General features: G+C 71.6%; 14 protein-coding genes. 10 read left to right on the top strand and 4 right to left on the bottom strand.

Annotated elements, in window-relative coordinates; translation table 11 throughout:
• The first annotated feature begins 107 nt into the window (after positions 1 to 107).
• The 3 genes from EJ357_RS12305 to EJ357_RS12295 all read left to right on the top strand — a co-directional run bounded on the left by EJ357_RS12305 (position 108) and on the right by EJ357_RS12295 (position 2,444).
• Entirely contained in the window at positions 108 to 680 is a 573-nt protein-coding gene (locus tag EJ357_RS12305; RefSeq protein WP_126391512.1) for an SAV_6107 family HEPN domain-containing protein, read from the top strand.
• 252 nt (positions 681 to 932) lie between these two features.
• The gene (locus tag EJ357_RS12300; RefSeq protein WP_126391510.1) at positions 933 to 1,760 is read left to right on the top strand and encodes a methyltransferase; all 828 of its coding nucleotides are present in this window, start codon (positions 933 to 935) and stop codon (positions 1,758 to 1,760) included.
• Between the two features lie 288 nt (positions 1,761 to 2,048).
• Complete coding sequence (locus EJ357_RS12295) at positions 2,049 to 2,444, top strand: DUF3040 domain-containing protein (protein WP_126391508.1); 396 nt, start codon at positions 2,049 to 2,051, stop codon at positions 2,442 to 2,444.
• 317 nt (positions 2,445 to 2,761) lie between these two features.
• Here EJ357_RS12295 and EJ357_RS12290 read toward each other — a convergent pair whose 3' ends face one another.
• From EJ357_RS12290 to EJ357_RS12275, 4 genes are all read right to left on the bottom strand, one after another.
• Complete coding sequence (locus EJ357_RS12290; RefSeq protein WP_126391506.1) at positions 2,762 to 5,146, bottom strand: transglutaminase TgpA family protein; 2,385 nt, start codon at positions 5,144 to 5,146, stop codon at positions 2,762 to 2,764.
• On the bottom strand, positions 5,143 to 6,516 hold the full coding sequence (locus tag EJ357_RS12285) for a DUF58 domain-containing protein (RefSeq protein ID WP_126391504.1): 1,374 nt from the start codon (positions 6,514 to 6,516) through the stop codon (positions 5,143 to 5,145). The genes EJ357_RS12290 and EJ357_RS12285 overlap by 4 nt, the downstream gene beginning before the upstream one ends.
• Positions 6,513 to 7,556: an AAA family ATPase gene (locus tag EJ357_RS12280; protein WP_126391502.1), complete on the bottom strand. Its 1,044-nt coding sequence runs from the start codon at positions 7,554 to 7,556 to the stop codon at positions 6,513 to 6,515. The genes EJ357_RS12285 and EJ357_RS12280 overlap by 4 nt, the downstream gene beginning before the upstream one ends.
• Before the next feature lie 232 nt (positions 7,557 to 7,788).
• Complete coding sequence (locus EJ357_RS12275) at positions 7,789 to 8,337, bottom strand: beta-class carbonic anhydrase (protein WP_126391500.1); 549 nt, start codon at positions 8,335 to 8,337, stop codon at positions 7,789 to 7,791.
• A gap of 420 nt (positions 8,338 to 8,757) precedes the next feature.
• On the opposite strand from EJ357_RS12275, the gene rsmH reads away from it, so the two are divergent.
• The 7 genes from rsmH to murD all read left to right on the top strand — a co-directional run bounded on the left by rsmH (position 8,758) and on the right by murD (position 17,923).
• Positions 8,758 to 9,714, top strand: a complete 957-nt coding sequence (rsmH, locus tag EJ357_RS12270; protein ID WP_126391498.1) for a 16S rRNA (cytosine(1402)-N(4))-methyltransferase RsmH — start codon at positions 8,758 to 8,760, stop codon at positions 9,712 to 9,714.
• The gene (locus EJ357_RS12265; protein WP_126391496.1) at positions 9,711 to 10,298 is read left to right on the top strand and encodes a septum formation initiator family protein; all 588 of its coding nucleotides are present in this window, start codon (positions 9,711 to 9,713) and stop codon (positions 10,296 to 10,298) included. Before rsmH ends, EJ357_RS12265 begins: the two co-directional genes overlap by 4 nt.
• A 5-nt stretch (positions 10,299 to 10,303) precedes the next feature.
• Positions 10,304 to 12,262, top strand: a complete 1,959-nt coding sequence (locus tag EJ357_RS12260; protein ID WP_323377958.1) for a peptidoglycan D,D-transpeptidase FtsI family protein — start codon at positions 10,304 to 10,306, stop codon at positions 12,260 to 12,262.
• Positions 12,263 to 12,497: 235 nt separating this feature from the next.
• Positions 12,498 to 14,027, top strand: a complete 1,530-nt coding sequence (locus tag EJ357_RS12255; protein WP_126391492.1) for a UDP-N-acetylmuramoyl-L-alanyl-D-glutamate--2,6-diaminopimelate ligase — start codon at positions 12,498 to 12,500, stop codon at positions 14,025 to 14,027.
• A gap of 4 nt (positions 14,028 to 14,031) precedes the next feature.
• Positions 14,032 to 15,447: a UDP-N-acetylmuramoyl-tripeptide--D-alanyl-D-alanine ligase gene (locus EJ357_RS12250; protein WP_126391490.1), complete on the top strand. Its 1,416-nt coding sequence runs from the start codon at positions 14,032 to 14,034 to the stop codon at positions 15,445 to 15,447.
• Complete coding sequence (mraY, locus tag EJ357_RS12245) at positions 15,444 to 16,517, top strand: phospho-N-acetylmuramoyl-pentapeptide-transferase (protein ID WP_126391488.1); 1,074 nt, start codon at positions 15,444 to 15,446, stop codon at positions 16,515 to 16,517. Before EJ357_RS12250 ends, mraY begins: the two co-directional genes overlap by 4 nt.
• Complete coding sequence (gene murD / locus EJ357_RS12240) at positions 16,499 to 17,923, top strand: UDP-N-acetylmuramoyl-L-alanine--D-glutamate ligase (protein ID WP_126391486.1); 1,425 nt, start codon at positions 16,499 to 16,501, stop codon at positions 17,921 to 17,923. Before mraY ends, murD begins: the two co-directional genes overlap by 19 nt.
• Positions 17,924 to 17,947 lie beyond the last annotated feature (24 nt).

Below are 17,947 nucleotides of genomic sequence, written 5' to 3'. Positions count from 1 at the left end.
GAGGCAAAAGCGCAGGTCAGAACGGATTGTCAGTGCCATACCTCACGATGGGCACATACGGCATCCCGTATCGGGCATGCCGTCACACAGACGACAGGAGGTTCGTCATGGCCAGCTATCACGCAGCAGCCGCCCGCCGGCGCCGCGCCACCGGCCCTGCCCCCTCACTGACCGGTCCGGCGAGCGATGTTCACCCCGTGCTCCGCCGGGCCACGGCCCCGCCCGCCGCCCTCGACCTGCTCGCCCAGGCCCGTACCGGACTGGACGAGGCCGCCGTTCTGGAAACGCCGAACGAGCGCTATGCCGCCGCCCACCTTGCCGCCCTGCGCACCGCGGCCGCCGTGCTCGCCGCGCGAGGACGCCCGGAGATCACGCCCAAGCGCCGGGCCCGCATCAGGAGCGCCTGGGAAGTGCTCCCCGAGATAGCGCCCGAACTCACCGAGTGGAGCGCGCTGTTCGCCTCCGGAGCCCGGCGCCGTGCCCGGGCCGAGGCCGGCATCCAGGGCGCGGCCAGCCGCCGTGACGCCGACGACCTGATACGCGACGTGGCGATGTTCCTGCGCCTCGTCGAGCGGATGCTGGTGCTCCAGCCGGTCCTGCCCCAGCCGCGACCGGACGCGGACGCGGAGGGGACCGACGGTTCGCGGCACGGGCCGCGGGAGATGCCGGACGCGGGCTGACGGGGGGCTACGGCGCCGGAGACCCGGGCTGCGCGCGCCTGGGCCCGGAGCCTGGGAGCGTCGGGCTTCGGTGCCGCGGTCGGGTTCCGTCGGCGGCCGTGCCGTACGGAGCGCGGTCGGTGATGACTCGCTGCGCTGCCCATTAGGGTGGAGGGCGCCTGAAGTCTTCCCATTCCCGTGACCCGGGCGCCGGGGAGGCAGTCGTTCGCCCCGCCGTGCAAGTGGCGGTGCCGTGCCGAGGAGTCAACTGCCGTGTCGGACCCGATGCGCCCGCCCGTCTCCCACCACCACCCTCAAACGGCGTCGCTGCGCTCCGACCCCTCCCGCCCCCGCGCCTCCCTGCGAACCGCCGTGGTCTGGGAGGTCCTCCAGGACGCCCTGGACCGCCGGGTCAAGGCCACGGGGCGTCAGGCGCTGGACGTCCTCGACACCGGAGGCGGCAGCGGCAACTTCGCCGTGCCGCTCGCCCGCCTCGGTCACCACGTCACCGTCGTCGACCCCAGCCCGAACGCGCTCTTCGCCCTGGAGCGGCGCGCCGCCGAGGCCGACGTCGCCGACCGGGTGCAGGGCGTCCAGGGCGACGCCCACGGCCTCTTCGACGTGGTCGAGCGCGGCAGGTACGACGTCGTGCTGTGCCACGGCGTCCTGGAGTACGTCGACGACCCCGCCGAGGGTCTGCGCAACGCGGTCGCCGCCCTGCGCTCCGAGGGCGTGCTCAGCCTGCTCGCCGCCGGACTGGGCGGCGCGGTGCTGGCGCGCGCCCTCGCCGGCCACTTCAAGGAGGCCAAGCAGGCCCTGGAGGACCCGGAGGGCCGCTGGGGGCAGGGCGACCCGGTGCCGCGCCGGTTCACCACCGAGCAGCTCACCGCGCTGGTCGAGGGGGCCGGCCTGCGGGTCGGCGCCGTGCACGGGGTGCGGGTCTTCGCCGACCTGGTCCCGGGAGTGCTGGTGGACACCGAGCCCGGGGCGCTGGAGGCGCTGCTGAAGCTGGAGGAGGCGGCGGCCGAGCTGCCCGCCTTCCACTCGGTGGCCACGCAGCTCCATGTGCTCGGCGAGACGCGGGCGACCGCGGAGGCCTGAGCGCCCGCTGCGCGCGGACCGCAGGGTGCGCCTTGATCAGGGACTTGGCTGCACATGGAGTACGCCACAGGCCCCCCGATCGGGCGCTCGTCGCCGTATGATCGAGGGAGACCGTTCCGGCATGACGGGTCGGCCGCTGGGGAATGAAGATCTCAGCGAGCCGGGACGTGCATGCCGGAGCCCGGTTGGCCAATTGGCGTAGAGGGGCGGGTTTCACGGGGGCGATTCCCTGCCTATCCTGAAGGGACCCCCGGGTCGCCCCGGCGACTGCACGATGAGGAGGACTCCGTGCCGCTCTCGGAGCACGAGCAGCGAATGCTCGAGCAGATGGAGCGAGCGCTGTACGCCGAAGATCCCAAGTTCGCGACAGCGCTTGAGGGAAGCGGGCTGCGCACGTACACCCGGCGACGGGTCTACCAGGCGGTCGCGGGCTTCCTCGTGGGTATCGCGCTCCTCATGGCTGGAATGGTCGCCAAGCAGGTCTGGCTCAGCGTGGTGGGCTTCCTGGTCATGCTGGGCTGTGCGGTACTCGCTGTGACCGGTTGGCGCAAGGCCCCCAAGCCGGGCGAACAGCCTGCCTCCGGTGGACCCCAGGCCCGCCGTCAGCAACGGCAGAAGCGCTCCATGATGGACCGCATCGAAGAACGCTGGCAGCGCCGCCGTGACGAGCAGGGCGGCCATTAGCTCGACGAGCAGCTCCCATACGTACGCAGGGGGTGACCACCGGACGGGTGGTCACCCCCTGATGTATGCCCGCTCCCGGAGGCGGCGGCCGCCTTCCCGAGAGGTCCGACTCGGGCAAGTCCCCGACGCGGTGCCTCCGACCCGGCGTCCCCGGCCGGAGGCCACGCCTGAAGCACGGCAACGGTCACCCCTTGAGCCCGGGCAGGCCCATCCGGCGTCCCAGCGTCCTGACGCCCTACGGAGCCACGCCCGCCCAGCGCTTGCCCCCAAGCCCCTCGCCGACGGCAGCCCTCAAGCCCGTCGCCGGCGGTGACTCCTCATCCCCGCTGCCCCGACGTCGACGGCCTGCGCCACGTCGGTCGAGCGGCGGCAGCGCGTCGCTTCACGTCGATCCACCAGTCCGACAGGGCCCAGACCACCCGCACGCTGGAGCGTGGCGCCAGCCGGGCGCGCAGGTTGGTCATCGGGCTGACCTTGGACTCGAGGTCGGAGAGCACGCGGCGGACGTCCTCCGCGAGGCCGGCCACGGGACGGGCAGCGGGGGCGTAGAGGACCTGCTCCACCGCGTCGGCGACCCGATGGACCGAGGCCGCGGCCGGTGGGTCGAGCCGACCCAGGCGGACGATGCGGGCCGCGGTCTTGCGGGGGGTCTGGGAGTCGTCCGGGGAGATGCCGAAGTCCCAGGCGATGTCCGTCAGTTCCTGCCAGACCGCCAGCGTGTGCAGCGATACGTCCGCCTCGGTGCGGCCGTGCCCTCCCAGCCGTACGGCCCGTGTCCGCAGCCGCCACAGCAACGGCGCCAACGGGATCAGCAGCGCCGCCGCCCCGCCCAGCACCCATGCCAGGACGACGTACCACCTCGGGCCGTCGCCGCGGGGGACCACCGCGGCCTCCGGGGACTCGCTCGCGCACAGCTCCGGCTTCTGCCCGGCGCAGCTCTCGCTGGTCGACGGGGAGGCGGAGGGACCCGTGCTGGCCGACTGCGAGGGCCGCGTCACGTCCGGCAGCGTGGAGCCGGGCGAGTCCGACACCGTGTACGACGGAACCGAGCCACGGGTCGGCGTCGGCTCGAAGCGGGTCCAGCCCACGCCCTCGAAGTACAGCTCCGGCCAGGCGTGTGCGTCCTTCAGCCCCACCGAGACCGAGCTCGCGCCCTGCGGGGTTCCGGGCGCGAAGCCCACCGCGACCCTGGCCGGTATGTCCAGCGAGCGGGCCATCGCCGCCATGGCGAAGGAGAAGTGGACGCAGAAGCCCTGCTTGTCCTTCAGGAAACGGGCGATCGCCTGCCGGCCGGTGCCGACCTTGACGTTGGTGTCGTACTGGAACCCGCCCGTCACGGCGAAGTACTCCTGCAGCTTCACCGCCTGCTCGTAGTGGCTGGTCGCGCCCTCGGTGACCTGGCGCGCTGTCTTGGCGACCACCGCGGGCAGCGAGTCGGGCAGGTCGGTGAACTCGCGCTTCAGCGCGGCGGGTGGCTCCCCGGCGTTCGCGAGCTGCTCCGCCGTCGGCTGCACATCGAGGCTGCGCACGGTGTACGTCACCCCGCGCGTGGTCTGGCGGCGGTCGCCTACGACGGTCATGCCCAGCGGCTCGTAGCGCCATTTGCCGTTGATGTCCACGCCGCTCGGCGGGTAGGGCATCGGCAGCCAGTTCTGGGCGTACCAGTCCGCGGCGGAGATCGTCGTCTCGACCTGCGCGCGCCGGACGTCGGGGCCGAGGCCGATGGGCGTGGGGAACTGGTCCGGCACGGACTGGATGCTGCGCTTCCTCGGCTGCCAGGTGGTGCCGTCGAAGTCGTCCAGGGAGACGATCCGCAGGTACAGGTCGGAGAGGTCGTCCGTGTTGGTCTTCAGGGACAGGACCTCGCGGTCCTCGTCCACGTTCAGGCTGTCGCGCAGCGACACCAGCGGGTTCACCGCCGAGATCGTCCCCCCGCTCCCGCTGCCCGAGCCCACGCCCGTCCCGGCCGCGTCCAGCAGGCCGCCGTTCATGGCGGGCAGGGCGAGCGGCACCACCAGGGCGATGCCCAGCGCGACCACGCCGATGCGCCGTCCGGTGCGGACCGGCGCCACCGCGTCGCTCGGATCCCCGCCCGGCGTCCGGGGTGCCCCGCCGAAGACCCGGCCCCACTGCGAGAGCCGGTCGCGTCCCTCGGCCAGCAGCAGCATCAGATAGCCCGCGGCGGCGACCAGGAACCACAGCCAGTCCCCGGCGCCGTCGGCCAGCCCCGCGGCCACGGAGTACAGCGCCAGCAGCGGCAGCCCGGCCGGTGCCGCGCTGCGGAAGGTCACCGCGAGGGTGTCGACCGCGAGGCCGATGATCAGGACACCGCCGATGAGCATCAGCCGGATGCCGTCGGACAGCGGAGCCGGGATCGAGTACCGGCTGACGTCGTCCGCGCCGGCCCGCAACAGCTCGGCGAAGTGGCTGAAGGCCTCCGGCCCGGGGATCACTCCGAGGATCGCCTGCTTGTTGGCGAAGGTCAGCGTCAGCAGCATCAGCGCGACGAGAGCCTGCGCCGCCACCGTCACCGGCCGGGCCAGCGGCACCCGTCGGGTCGCCATGCCGACACCGGTCTGGATCGACAGCAGGAAGATCGCCTGGATGAGCCAGCTGACCGGGGAGACCAGCGGCAGCAGGGCGCACGACGCCATCAGAGTGGCCGCCGCGGCGCTCAGTGCCATCCGTGTCCGCCCGCTCATGCGGGTCCCCCCTCACCCCGTGCGCCGCTGGTCGCGGCGGCGTCCGTACGAGCCCGGTCCGCCTGGCGCCACAGCTCGTTCAGCGAAGCGCCCCGCGGCACGCTCAGGGCCGTCCAGCCCGCCTCCCGCAGCATCCGCAGCCGCTCCTCGCTCCTGTCCAACGGACCGGCCACATCACTCGGTTCCCGCGCCCAGGCCCCGCTGTCCAGCACGAACGCCACCGCGCCCCCGCTGCGCTGGCGCATCTTGGCGGCCACCGCCGCCTGCTCCTCGTCGAGGTCGCCGAAGAAGGCGACCAGCAACCCTTCGTTGCCGCCGCGCAGCAGGTCGTACGCCCGCGACAGACCCGTACCGTCGGAGTGGTCGATCACCGCGAGGGTGTCCATCATCAGGCCGGCCGCGTCCGCCGACTCCTGGCTCGCGCCCGCGAACCCGTCGGCGCCCTCGCCGGGCACCGAGGTGCCTGTGTCGGTGAGCAGCCGGACGGAGAAGCCCCGCTCCAGCATGTGGACCAGCACGGACGCCGCCCCCGAGACGGCCCACTCGAAGGCCGAGTCCGGGCCCGCGCCCTGGAAGGCCGGGCCCCGGGTGTCCAGCAGCACCGTGCAGCGCGATCGCTGCGGCTGCTCCTCGCGGCGCACCATCAGCTCGCCGTAGCGGGCGGTGGAGCGCCAGTGCACGCGGCGCAGGTCGTCGCCGTAGCGGTACCCGCGCGGGATCACGTCGTCCTCGCCGGCCAGCGCGAGCGAGCGCTGCCGCCCGTCGCCGTACCCCTTCGCCTCGCCGCTGAAGCGGACCGGCGGCAGCGGCTCCACGCGCGGGATGACCGTCAGCGTGTCGTACGTCGAGAAGGACCGGGTCAGCTCGCACATGCCGAACGGGTCGCTCAGGCGCAGCTGCAGCGGGCCCAGCGGATAGCGGCCGCGCAGGTCGGAACGGACCCGGTAGGACACCTCGCGGCGGCCCCCCGGCTCCACCCGGTCCAGCACGAAACGGGGGCGCGGGCCGAGCACGTAGGGCACCCGGTCCTGGAGCATCAGCAGGCCCGTGGGCAGCCGGGAGACGTTGTCCATCCGCAGATGGACGCGGGCCTCGCTGCCCGCGGGTACGCGCGCGGGGGAGAGCCGGCGGCTGCCCGCGACCCGGTAGCGGGTGCGGTACAGCACGGTCGCGCAGACCAGCGGCAGCACGGCGAGCAGCAGCCCGACGCGCAGCAGGTCGCTCTGGCCGAGGACGTAGGCGCAGACGGCGGCCGCGACGCCGGCGGCCAGGAACGAGCGGCCACGCGTGGTCAGACCGGCCAGTGCGGTGCGGACCCCGCCCTTCTCGCCGTGGTCCGCCTCCGCCTGGCCGGTACTGCCGGAGGTCATCCGAGCCTCCGCGGCGGCTGCTGGCCGTATGCCGCGGGGCCCCGGCCGAGGCTCCCGAAGCCGCTCTGCTGGTGCGGCGCGGCGGGCACCGGCGTGCGCTGCAGGATCTCCTGGACGACCTGCTCGGACGTACGGCGGTTCAGCTGGGCCTGTGCGGTGGGCAGCAGGCGGTGGGCCAGGACGGCCACGGCGAGGGCCTGCACGTCGTCCGGCAGCGCGTACTCCCGGCCGCTCAGGGCGGCGGACGCCTTCGCCGCGCGCAGCAGGTGCAGCGTCGCGCGCGGGGAGGCGCCGAGTCTGAGGTCGGGGTGGGTGCGGGTGGCGGCGACCAGCTCCACCGCGTACCGGCGGACCGGCTCGGCGACATGGACACCGCGCACGGCGTCGATCAGCTTCACGATGTCGTGCGCGTGCGCCACCGGCTGCAGGTCCTCCAGCGGCGAGACGCCGCCGTGCACGTCCAGCATCTGCAGCTCGGCCTCCACGCTGGGATAGCCGACGGAGACACGGGCCATGAAGCGGTCGCGCTGGGCCTCGGGCAGCGGGTAGGTGCCCTCCATCTCCACCGGGTTCTGCGTGGCCACCACCATGAAGGGGCTCGGCAGCTCGTAGGTCTGCCCGTCGATGGTGACCTGGCGCTCCTCCATGGACTCCAGGAGCGCGGACTGCGTCTTCGGAGACGCGCGGTTGATCTCGTCGCCGATCACGATCTGGGCGAAGATCGCGCCGGGCTTGAACTCGAAGTCCTTGCGCTGCTGGTCCCAGATCGACACGCCCGTGATGTCGGACGGCAGCAGGTCGGGCGTGAACTGGATACGCCGGACCGAACAGTCGATGGACCGCGCCAGCGCCTTGGCCAGCATGGTCTTGCCCACGCCGGGAACGTCCTCGATCAGAAGATGTCCCTCGGCGAGCAGTACGGTCAGCGAAAGCCGTACGACCTCGGGCTTGCCCTCGATCACTCCTTCCACCGAACTGCGGACACGCTCCACAGTGGCGGTCAGATCAGTGAGGCTCGCTCGATCGTCATAGGTCGTCACCCGGCCCTCCTCGGCCCGTTCTTTCCGGGCCGACGCGATGCGGACCGGCCCACCCCTTGAACACGGGCACCACGCGTGAAACGTTCCGCGTGTTGCCACACTCGCATTCTTGCTGCCGTTACCGATTCGTGTCACTCGACTGTGGACAACTGTCCGCGATATGTCAGGGGTTAGGGGCTTTTGTGTACCCCGGAGCCGGAATTGACAGTGAAACGACAGCTGCGGCGGAGCGTCACGCGGGGTCGATCTCGCGCAGCAGACCCGTCCGCACGTCGAAGACGAAGCCCCGCACGTCGTCGGTGTGCAGCAGGAACGGCGAGGTGCGCACGCGCTGCATCGACTGCCGTACGTCCTGGTCGACGTCCCGGAAGGACTCCACGGCCCAGGCGGGACGCTGGCCGACCTCCAGCTCCAGTTCGGTGCGGAAGTCCTCGGTGAGGGACTCCAGGCCGCAGCCGGTGTGGTGGATCAGGACGATGCTGCGGGTGCCGAGCTTGCGCTGGCTGATGGTGAGCGAGCGGATCACGTCGTCGGTGACGACGCCCCCGGCGTTGCGGATGGTGTGGCAGTCGCCGAGTTCCAGACCGAGCGCCGCGTGCAGGTCGAGGCGGGCGTCCATGCAGGCGACGACGGCGACGTGCAGTACGGGCCGGGCGTCCATGCCGGGGTCGGTGAAGGCGTCCGCATAGCGCTCGTTCGCCTCGACGAGACGGTCGGTGACCGTGCCGCGGCGGGCTATCGCACTGTCCGGACCAGCGGGAACCGATGCAGAAGTCGTCATACCCATGACGGTACTGGTCACGCCCCGAGCGGTCCCGTTGTGAGAGGGGACAAAGAACGTCATCAGGCCTTGTTGTGAGCTAACCCACAGGGGTGGCGTGAGTGCGCCCATACGAGCGATTCGGGGCACCTCGCGGCTTCGTCCGAACCCGAATCGGCGACGCGCAGGCCGGTTGATTGACCGCGCGACACGGTGGACTAAAGTGACGCGAAGCGGGAGGGGCGGCTCTCCCTGCTGGACTGATTTTCCCGGAGACCCCGGCGATTTTCCGGAGATCTCCCCGCGTGCGCGGCGCGCACGTACGGCTCGGCCTCCTCCCGCTCCCGGTCGGCTGACGCTCTCGGCGCCGGCAGGCCTCCCCTTCACGAGCGGGCGGGGACCCGGCGGTGCGTACGGCCCCGCCGGATCTGAGAGGGCCCCTTGAGCCAGAGTCGACATGTCCCGGTGATGCTCCAGCGGTGCCTGGACCTGTTGGCCCCCGCCCTCGAGCGGCCCGGAGCGGTGGTCGTCGACTGCACGCTCGGGCTCGGCGGCCACAGCGAGGCCCTGCTCCAGCAGTTCCCCGAGGCCCGGCTCGTCGCCCTCGACCGGGACAAGGAGGCCCTGCGCCTGTCCGGCGAGCGGCTCGCGCCGTACGGCGAGCGCGCGACCCTCGTGCACGCCGTCTACGACGAGCTCCCGGACGTCCTGGAGCGGCTCGGCATCGCGCGCGTGCAAGGCGTTCTGTTCGACCTCGGCGTCTCCTCCATGCAGCTCGACGAGGCCGACCGCGGCTTCGCCTACGCCCAGGACGCCCCCCTCGACATGCGCATGGACCAGACGACCGGCGTCAGTGCCGCCGAGGTCCTCAACACCTACCCGGCCGGCGAGCTGGTCCGGATCCTGCGCGCGTACGGCGAGGAGAAGCAGGCCAAGCGGATCGTGGGCGCGATCGTGCGCGAGCGGGAGAAGGAGCCGTTCAGCAACAGCGCGCGGCTCGTGGAGCTGATCCGGGACGCGCTGCCGCAGGCCGCCAAGCGCACCGGCGGCAATCCGGCCAAGCGCACCTTCCAGGCGCTGCGCATCGAGGTCAACGGCGAGCTCTCCGTCCTGGAGCGGGCGATCCCGGCCGCCGTGGAGGCCCTCGCCGTCGGCGGGAGAATCGCCGTGCTGTCGTACCACTCGCTGGAGGACCGGCTGGTCAAGCAGGTGTTCGCGGCCGGCGCCGCCAACACCGCCCCGCCCGGACTGCCCGTCGTCCCCGAGCAGTACCAGCCGCGGCTCAAGCTGCTGACGCGTGGTGCCGAACTTCCCACCGAGGAAGAGGTCGCCGAGAACAGGCGCGCGGCACCTGCGCGCCTGCGCGGGGCCGAGCGCATCAGGGAGTCCATCGAATGAGGGACGTCAGGAAACCCGAACTGAGGGGGCGGGCCGCCCGGCTCGCGCGACTCATTCCCGCAGGGCGCGCGCGGGCCGCCCGCGCCCCCTTCGTCCTCCTGGTCGTCCTCCTTCTCGGCGGCGGCCTCATCGGGCTCCTCGTGCTGAACTCCGCCCTCAGCGAGGGCGCGTTCAAGCTCGACGACCTGAAGAGGGACACGAAGGCCTTCACCGACGAGGAGCAGTCGCTCCAGCGCGACATCGACGCCTACTCCGCCCCCGACGCCCTGCAGCGCCGCGCCCGCGAACTCGGCATGGTCCCCGGCGGCGACCCCGCCTTCCTCAACCCGGACGGCACGGTCATGGGCGTCCCCAGCCCCGCACCGGCCGACCGGACCTCCGCGTACACCCCCCTGATCCTCGCCCCCGAGACCCTCGTCGACGAGCCCGCGGTGCCCACGGCCGGCGCGGCGCCCAGCCCGATGTCCGCCACGCCGCTGCCCGAGGCCACCCCGACCGCGCCGCAGTACGCGCCGCCCGCCCAGCAGTCCACCCCGTTCGCGCAGTCCCCCCAGTTCTCCACGTATCCGACCCCCGGCAGGTGACGGAAGTGTCCGACAGGGAAGCGCCGCGCCGTCGCGTGCCCGGACCCGCGAAGCCCGCCCGTTCCGGCGGCGCCCAGCGGCGCCCGGGCCCCGGCTCCCGCCCGGCCCGCCGCCCGGCACCGCCCCGCAGGCCCGTCCGCCTCATCCGGCTCGGCAGTCCCCGCCCCCGGCTGCGCATGGTCAGCCTGGCCCTGACCCTCGTCCTGCTCGCCTTCGTCGTACGGCTGCTCCAGGTGCAGGGCGTCGACGCGAGCACATACGCCGCCAAGGCCGAGAAGAACCGGTACGTCGGCTACACCCTGGCCGCCGAGCGCGGCGGCATCACCGACCGCAACGGCGTGGCGCTGGCGACCAGCGTCGACGCGTACGACATCACGGCCGACCCCACGCTCTTCAGCCGCGAGCAGCTGAAGATCGACGACGGCCCCGAGCAGGCGGCCGCCCTCCTCGCGCCGATCCTCAACCAGGACCAGGCAGCGATCGTCCGCAAGCTCCGGCCGGAGAACAAGAACCTGCGCTACACCCTGCTGGCGAGCCGGCAGACCCCCCAGGTCTGGAAGCAGATCAAGGACCTGAAGAACGCGCTGACCACCAAGGCGGAGAAGGACAAGAGCACGGTCAACGTCCTCGCGGGCGTCCTCTCGGTCGCCAGCAGCAAGCGCGTGTACCCGAACGGCGACCTCGCCGCCGGGATACTGGGCTGGGTCAACTCCGACGGCAAGGGCGGCGGTGGCATCGAGCAGCAGCTGAACAAGGAGCTGTCCGGCAAGGACGGCGAGATCCGCTACGCCCAGTCCGGCGGCCGCCAGGTGCCCACCGTCGGCTCCACCGAGACCCCGGCCGTGCCCGGCAGCGACGTCGAGCTCACCATCGACCGCGACATCCAATGGGCCGCGCAGAACGCGATCAGCGAGCAGGTCGCGAAGTCCAAGGCCGACCGCGGCTATGTGATCGTCCAGGACACCCAGACCGGCGAGATCCTCGCGATGGCCAACTCGCCCGGCTTCGACCCGAACGATCTCTCCGAGGCAAGCGCGGCCAACCTGGGCAACGCGGCCGTCCAGGACGCCTATGAGCCCGGCTCCACCGCGAAGGTCATCTCGATGGCCGCCGTACTGGAGGAGGGGGTCGCCACGCCCGGCACGTTCGTCGTCGTGCCCAACCGGCTGCACCGCGGGGACCGGCTCTTCAAGGACGACATCGACCATCCGACCTGGTACCTGACGCTCAACGGCGTGCTCGCCAAGTCCAGCAACATCGGCACCATCCTGGCCACCGGCCAACTGGGCAAGACGCAGAAGCAGTCCAACCGGATCCTCTACGACTACCTGCGCAAGTTCGGCTTCGGCAGCTACACCGGGCTCGGCTACCCGGGCGAGACCCCGGGCATCCTCGCCGCCCCGGGCACCTGGTCGACCTCGCAGCAGTACACGATTCCTTTCGGCCAGGGCGTGTCCATCAACGCGATGCAGGCTGCCTCCGTCTACTCGACGGTCGCCAACGGCGGCGTCCGCGTCGAACCCACGCTCGTGCGCGGCACCGAGGGACCCGACGGGCAGTTCACTCCCGCCCCGAAGCCCAAGAAGACCAGGGTGATCAGCGCCAAGACGGCCAAGACCCTCGCCCAGATGCTGGAGTCGGTCGTGGACGACAGAGAGGGCACCGGCACCAAGGCACGCATCCCCGGCTACCGGGTCGCGGGCAAGACGGGCACGGCGAACCGCGTGGATCCGGCCACCGGCAGGTACCGCGGCTACACCTCGTCGTTCGCCGGCTTCGCGCCCGCCGACAAGCCCCGCGTCACGGTCTACTGCGCGATCCAGAACGCCACCGCCGGCAACTACTTCGGCGGCCAGATCTGCGGACCCATCTACAAGAAGGTCATGGAGTTCGCGCTGAAGACCCTCCAGGTCCCGCCGACCGGAGCCAAGGCCGCGAAGCTCCCGGTCAGCTACAGACCCTGACCACTGAGACCACCCTGATCAGCACCGAGCAGCCAGGAACCACCTCGTGACAACGATCACTCCCGACTCCGGGAACCAGGGCGCGCCCCGCCCCTCGCCCGCCCGTCACCCACCACCACCCTTGCCGGACCGCGCTATGCGCGGGCCCCTTTTTAGCTCCGAAGCCGGTACGCCCGGTACGCTCACCGCCGTGCCACACGCTGATCAGTCCCAAACCACCCAGAAGGGGCATCCCGTGACATATCCCGGGCCGCCCAGGCCGGCGCAGGTCTCCGCCACACCCCTCGCGGAACTCGCCGATCAGCTGGGTGTCACCGCGCCGGAACGCACCGACGGCTCCGCCGAGGTCACGGGCATCACCCATGACTCGCGCGCCGTCCGACCCGGCGACCTGTACGCCGCCCTCCCGGGCGCCCGCCTGCACGGCGCCGACTTCGTCACGCAGGCCGCCGGTCTCGGCGCGGCCGCCGTGCTGACCGACCCGAGCGGCGCCGAGCGCGCCGCCGCGACCGGCCTGCCGGTCCTGGTCGTCGAGGACCCGCGCGGCCGGATGGGCGAACTCGCGACCACGATCTACGGCCACCCCGGCCACGATCTGCTGCAGATCGGCATCACCGGCACCTCCGGCAAGACCACCACCGCCTACCTCGTCGAGGGCGGCCTCAGGAGCACCCGCTCCACCGGTCTGATCGGCACGGTCGAGATGCGCATCGGGGACGAGCGCATCAAGTCCGAGCGCACCACGCCGGAAGCCACCGACCTGCAGGCCCTGTTCGCCGTGATGCGCGAACGCGGCGTCGAGGCGGTCGCCATGGAGGTCTCCAGCCACGCGCTCGTGCTCGGCCGCGTCGACGGCTGCGTCTTCGACATCGCCGTCTTCACCAACCTCAGCCCGGAACACATGGAGTTCCACTCCGACATGGAGGACTACTTCGGGGCCAAGGCGCAGCTGTTCACACCGAAACGCAGCAAACTCGGCGTGGTCAACGTCGACGACGAGTACGGCCGCCGCCTCGCCAAGGAGGCCACCGTCCCGGTCGTCACCTACTCCGCCGAGGGGCACCCCGACGCCGACTGGCGCGCCGAGGACGTCGAGGTCGGCCAGCTGGACTCCACGTTCACCGTCATCGGCCCCAAGGGCGAGCGCATCGGCGCCAAGGCCCCGCTGCCGGGCCCCTTCAACGTGGCGAACGCCCTCGCCGCCATCACCGCCCTGGCCGCCGCCGGCCTCGACCCCCAGGACGCCGCCGACGGCATCGCCGCCGTACCCGGCGTGCCGGGCCGCCTCGAGCGCGTGGACGCCGGACAGCCGTATCTCGCGGTGGTGGACTACGCCCACAAGACCGACGCCGTCGAATCGGTGCTCAGGGCGCTGCGCAAGGTCACCGAAGGCAGGCTGCACGTGGTGCTCGGGTGCGGCGGGGACCGGGACGTGACCAAGCGCGAGCCGATGGGCGCCGCCGCGGCCAGGCTCGCCGACACCGCCGTACTGACCTCCGACAACCCGCGCTCCGAGGACCCCCTCGCGATCCTCGCAACCATGCTCCAGGGCGCGGCGTCCGTGCCGGCACACGAGCGTGGCGAGGTCCAGGTCTTCGAGGACCGGGCCGCCGCGATCGCCGCGGCCGTCGCCCGCGCCGAGCCCGGTGACACCGTGCTGGTCGCGGGCAAGGGCCATGAGCAGGGCCAGGACATCGCCGGAGTGGTCCGTCCCTTCGACGACCGCCAGGTGCTTCGCGAAGCTATCCAGAAGACCCAGGGATGAACTTGTGATCGCCCTCTCTCTCGCCGAGATCGCAGAAGTCGTCGGCGGGCAGACGCACGACATACCGGATCCGACCGTGGAGGTCACCGGATCCGTCGTCCGGGACTCCCGTGAAGTGGGGCCGGGCAGCCTCTTCGTCGCCTTCGTCGGGGAGCGCGTGGACGGCCACGACTACGCCGCCGCGGTCGTCGAAGCGGGCGCCGCCGCCGTTCTGGCGTGCCGCCCCGTCGGCGTACCCGCCATCGTCGTGGAGGACGTCCAGACGGCACTCGGCGCCCTCGCCCGTCATGTCGTACGACGACTCGGCGCCACCCTCGTCGCCCTGACCGGCTCGGCGGGCAAGACCAGCACCAAGGACCTGATCGCCCAGGTGCTCCAGCGCAAGGCGCCCACTGTGTGGACGCCGGGCTCGCTCAACAACGAGATCGGGCTGCCGCTCACCGCCCTCAGCGCCACCGAGGAGACGAGGTTCCTCGTCCTGGAGATGGGCGCCCGCGGGATCGGCCACATCCGCTACCTCGCCGACCTGACGCCCCCGAGGATCGGCCTCGTCCTCAACGTCGGCACCGCCCACATCGGCGAGTTCGGCGGCCGCGAGCAGATCGCGCAGGCCAAGGGCGAGCTCGTCGAGGGCCTGCCGTCGGCAGAGGACGGCGGCGCCGCGATCCTCAACGCCGACGATCCCTTCGTACGGGCCATGGCGACCCGTACGAAGGCGAAGGTGATCCTTTTCGGAGAGTCAGGCGAAGCGGACGTACGCGCCGAGAACGTGAGACTCACGGACAGCGGACAGCCTGCTTTCACTCTCCACACACCCTCCGGTGCAAGCGATGTGACCATGCGCCTGTACGGTGAGCACCACGTGTCGAACGCGCTCGCCGCGGCCGCCGTCGCCCATGAGCTGGGCATGTCCGCAAGTGAGATCGCCACCGCGCTCTCCGAGGCGGGCTCCCTCTCCCGCTGGCGTATGGAGGTCACTGAGCGCCCGGACGGCGTGACCGTCGTCAACGACGCCTACAACGCGAACCCCGAGTCCATGCGGGCCGCCCTCAGGGCGCTGGCGGCCATGGGCCAGGGGCGGCGGACCTGGGCGGTGCTCGGCAAGATGGCCGAGCTCGGGGACGAGGCGCTCGCCGAGCACGACGCGGTCGGACGGCTCGCCGTCCGGCTCAATGTCGGCAAGCTCGTCGCGGTCGGGGGCAGGGAAGCGTCCTGGCTGCAACTGGGCGCATATAACGAGGGTTCGTGGGGTGAGGAGTCGGTGCACGTGTCCGACGCACAGGCGGCGGTCGACCTGTTGCGCAGCGAGTTGCGCCCGGGGGACGTCGTCCTCGTGAAGGCGTCCCGTTCGGTCGGTCTGGAGAGCGTCGCCGAGGCGCTGCTCGCGGGCGGTGCCGAGGGTGAGGTTGCCGCCCGATGATGAATCAGATCCTGTTCTCAGGAGTCATTGGTCTCTTCCTGACCCTGATCGGCACCCCGCTGCTGATCAAGCTGCTGGCCCGCAAGGGCTACGGCCAGTACATCCGTGACGACGGCCCGCGCGAGCACCACGCCAAGCGCGGTACGCCGACCATGGGTGGTATCGCCTTCATCCTGGCGACGGTGGCCGCGTACTTCCTCTCCAAGCTGATCACCGGCAAGCCGCCGACGTTCTCGGGTGTGCTGGTCCTCGGTCTGATGGCCGGCATGGGCCTGGTCGGCTTCCTGGACGACTACATCAAGATCGTCAAGCGTCGTTCGCTGGGTCTGCGGGCCAAGGCCAAGATGGCCGGCCAGCTGTTCGGCGGTATCGCCTTCGCGGTGCTCTCGCTGCAGTTCGCGGACAACCGCGGCAACACCCCGGCGTCCACCAAGATCTCCTTCGTGCAGGACTTCGGCTGGTCGATCGGCCCGGTGCTGTTCGTCGTCTGGGCGCTGTTCATGATCCTCGCCATGTCGAACGGCGTGAACCTGACCGACGGTCTGGACGGCCTCGCCACCGGCGCCTCCGTGCTCGTCTTCGGCGCGTACACGTTCATCGGTGTCTGGCAGTTCCAGGAGTCCTGCGCCAACGCGCAGATCCTGCCCAACCCCAACGCCTGTTACGAGGTGCGGGATCCCCTGGACCTCGCCGTCGTCTCCTCCGCGCTGATGGGCGCCTGCCTCGGCTTCCTGTGGTGGAACACGTCGCCCGCCAAGATCTTCATGGGCGACACCGGTTCGCTGGCCCTCGGTGGCGCGCTCGCGGGTCTGGCGATCTGCTCCCGCACCGAGCTGCTGCTCGCCATCCTCGGTGGCCTGTTCGTGCTGATCACCATGTCGGTGGTCATCCAGGTCGGCTCCTTCCGGCTCACCGGGAAGCGCGTCTTCCGAATGGCGCCACTCCAGCACCACTTCGAACTCAAGGGCTGGTCCGAAGTCCTTGTGGTGGTCCGCTTCTGGATCATCCAGGGCATCTGTGTGATCGTCGGACTGGGCCTCTTCTACGCGGGATGGGCAGCGGACAAGTGACCGACTGGCAGGGGAAGAACGTCACCGTCGCCGGGCTCGGCGTCTCCGGGATCCCGGCGGCCAAGGTGCTGCACGGCCTCGGCGCGAAGGTCACCGTCGTCAACGACGGCGACGACGCACGCGCGCGTGCCCAGGCCGAGGAGCTCGAGGCGCTGGGTGTCTCCGTGCGCCTCGGTGATGGGGCGACCCTGCCCGAAGGCACCGAACTGATCGTCACCGCGCCCGGCTGGAAGCCCGACAAGCCGCTGTTCGCGGCGGCTCACGAAGCGGGCGTCCCGGTCTGGGGCGACGTGGAACTGGCCTGGCGGCTGCGTGGCCCCGAAGCCGCCCCCTGGCTCGCGGTCACCGGCACCAACGGCAAGACCACGACCGTCCAGATGCTCGCCTCCATCCTCGACGCGGCGGGCCTGCGCACGGCGGCCGTCGGCAACATCGGCGTCTCGCTGCTCGACGCGGTGCTCGGCGAGGAGCAGTACGACGTCCTGGCCGTGGAGTTGTCCAGCTACCAGCTCCACTGGGCGCCCTCGCTGCGCGCCCACTCGGCGGCCGTGCTGAACATCGCGCCCGACCACCTCGACTGGCACGGCTCCATGGAGGCGTACGCCAGGGACAAGGGCCGTATCTACGAGGGCAACCGCGTCGCCTGCGTCTACAACGTCGCCGACAAGGCCACCGAGGACCTGGTGCGCGAGGCCGACGTCGAGGAGGGCTGCCGGGCCATCGGCTTCACCCTGGGCACCCCGGGCCCGTCCCAACTCGGGGTCGTGGAGGGCATCCTGGTCGACCGCGCCTTCGTCGAGAACCGGCAGAAGAACGCCCAGGAACTCGCCGAGGTCTCCGACGTCAACCCGCCGGCCCCGCACAACATCGCCAACGCCCTCGCGGCGGCGGCCCTCGCCCGGGCCTACGGGGTGCCCCCCAAGGCCGTACGGGACGGTCTGCGGGCCTTCACCCCGGACGCCCACCGGATCGCGCACGTGGCGGACCTGGACGGGGTCGCGTACGTCGACGACTCCAAGGCGACCAACACCCACGCGGCGGAAGCGTCGTTGGCCGCGTACGAGTCCATCGTCTGGATCGCGGGCGGCCTCGCCAAGGGCGCCGTCTTCGAGGAGCTGGTCGCCAAGTCGGCGAAGCGGCTGCGCGCGGCCGTGCTCATCGGCGCCGATCGTGGCCTGATCCGTGAAGCCCTCGCGCGACACGCGCCGGAAGTACCCGTCGTCGACCTCGACCGGACCGACACTGGGGCGATGCTCGCGGCGGTCCAGGAGGCGAAGCGGCTCGCACGGCCCGGCGACACGGTGCTCCTTGCCCCGGCCTGTGCCTCGATGGACATGTTCACCAACTACAACCAGCGCGGTGACGTGTTCGCGGAGGCGGTTCGCGAACTCGGCGCGGGCGCCTGACGCCGGGTCTCGGCCACTGCGGGT

Source organism: Streptomyces cyaneochromogenes, from assembly GCF_003963535.1.
In the GTDB taxonomy this organism is placed as follows: domain Bacteria; phylum Actinomycetota; class Actinomycetes; order Streptomycetales; family Streptomycetaceae; genus Streptomyces; species Streptomyces shaanxiensis.
The sequence above is the reverse complement of the archived record's forward strand: the minus strand, read 5'-3'. Positions and strand labels throughout refer to the sequence as shown.

Coding starts and splice junctions, on each gene's coding strand:
- EJ357_RS12305 (WP_126391512.1), top strand. CDS start 108: ATGGCCAGCTATCACGCAGCAGCCGCCCGCCGGCGCCGCGCCACCGGC.
- EJ357_RS12290 (WP_126391506.1), bottom strand. CDS start 5,146: ATGAGCGGGCGGACACGGATGGCACTGAGCGCCGCGGCGGCCACTCTG.
- EJ357_RS12285 (WP_126391504.1), bottom strand. CDS start 6,516: ATGACCTCCGGCAGTACCGGCCAGGCGGAGGCGGACCACGGCGAGAAG.
- EJ357_RS12275 (WP_126391500.1), bottom strand. CDS start 8,337: ATGACGACTTCTGCATCGGTTCCCGCTGGTCCGGACAGTGCGATAGCC.
- EJ357_RS12265 (WP_126391496.1), top strand. CDS start 9,711: ATGAGGGACGTCAGGAAACCCGAACTGAGGGGGCGGGCCGCCCGGCTC.
- mraY (WP_126391488.1), top strand. CDS start 15,444: ATGATGAATCAGATCCTGTTCTCAGGAGTCATTGGTCTCTTCCTGACC.
- murD (WP_126391486.1), top strand. CDS start 16,499: ATGGGCAGCGGACAAGTGACCGACTGGCAGGGGAAGAACGTCACCGTC.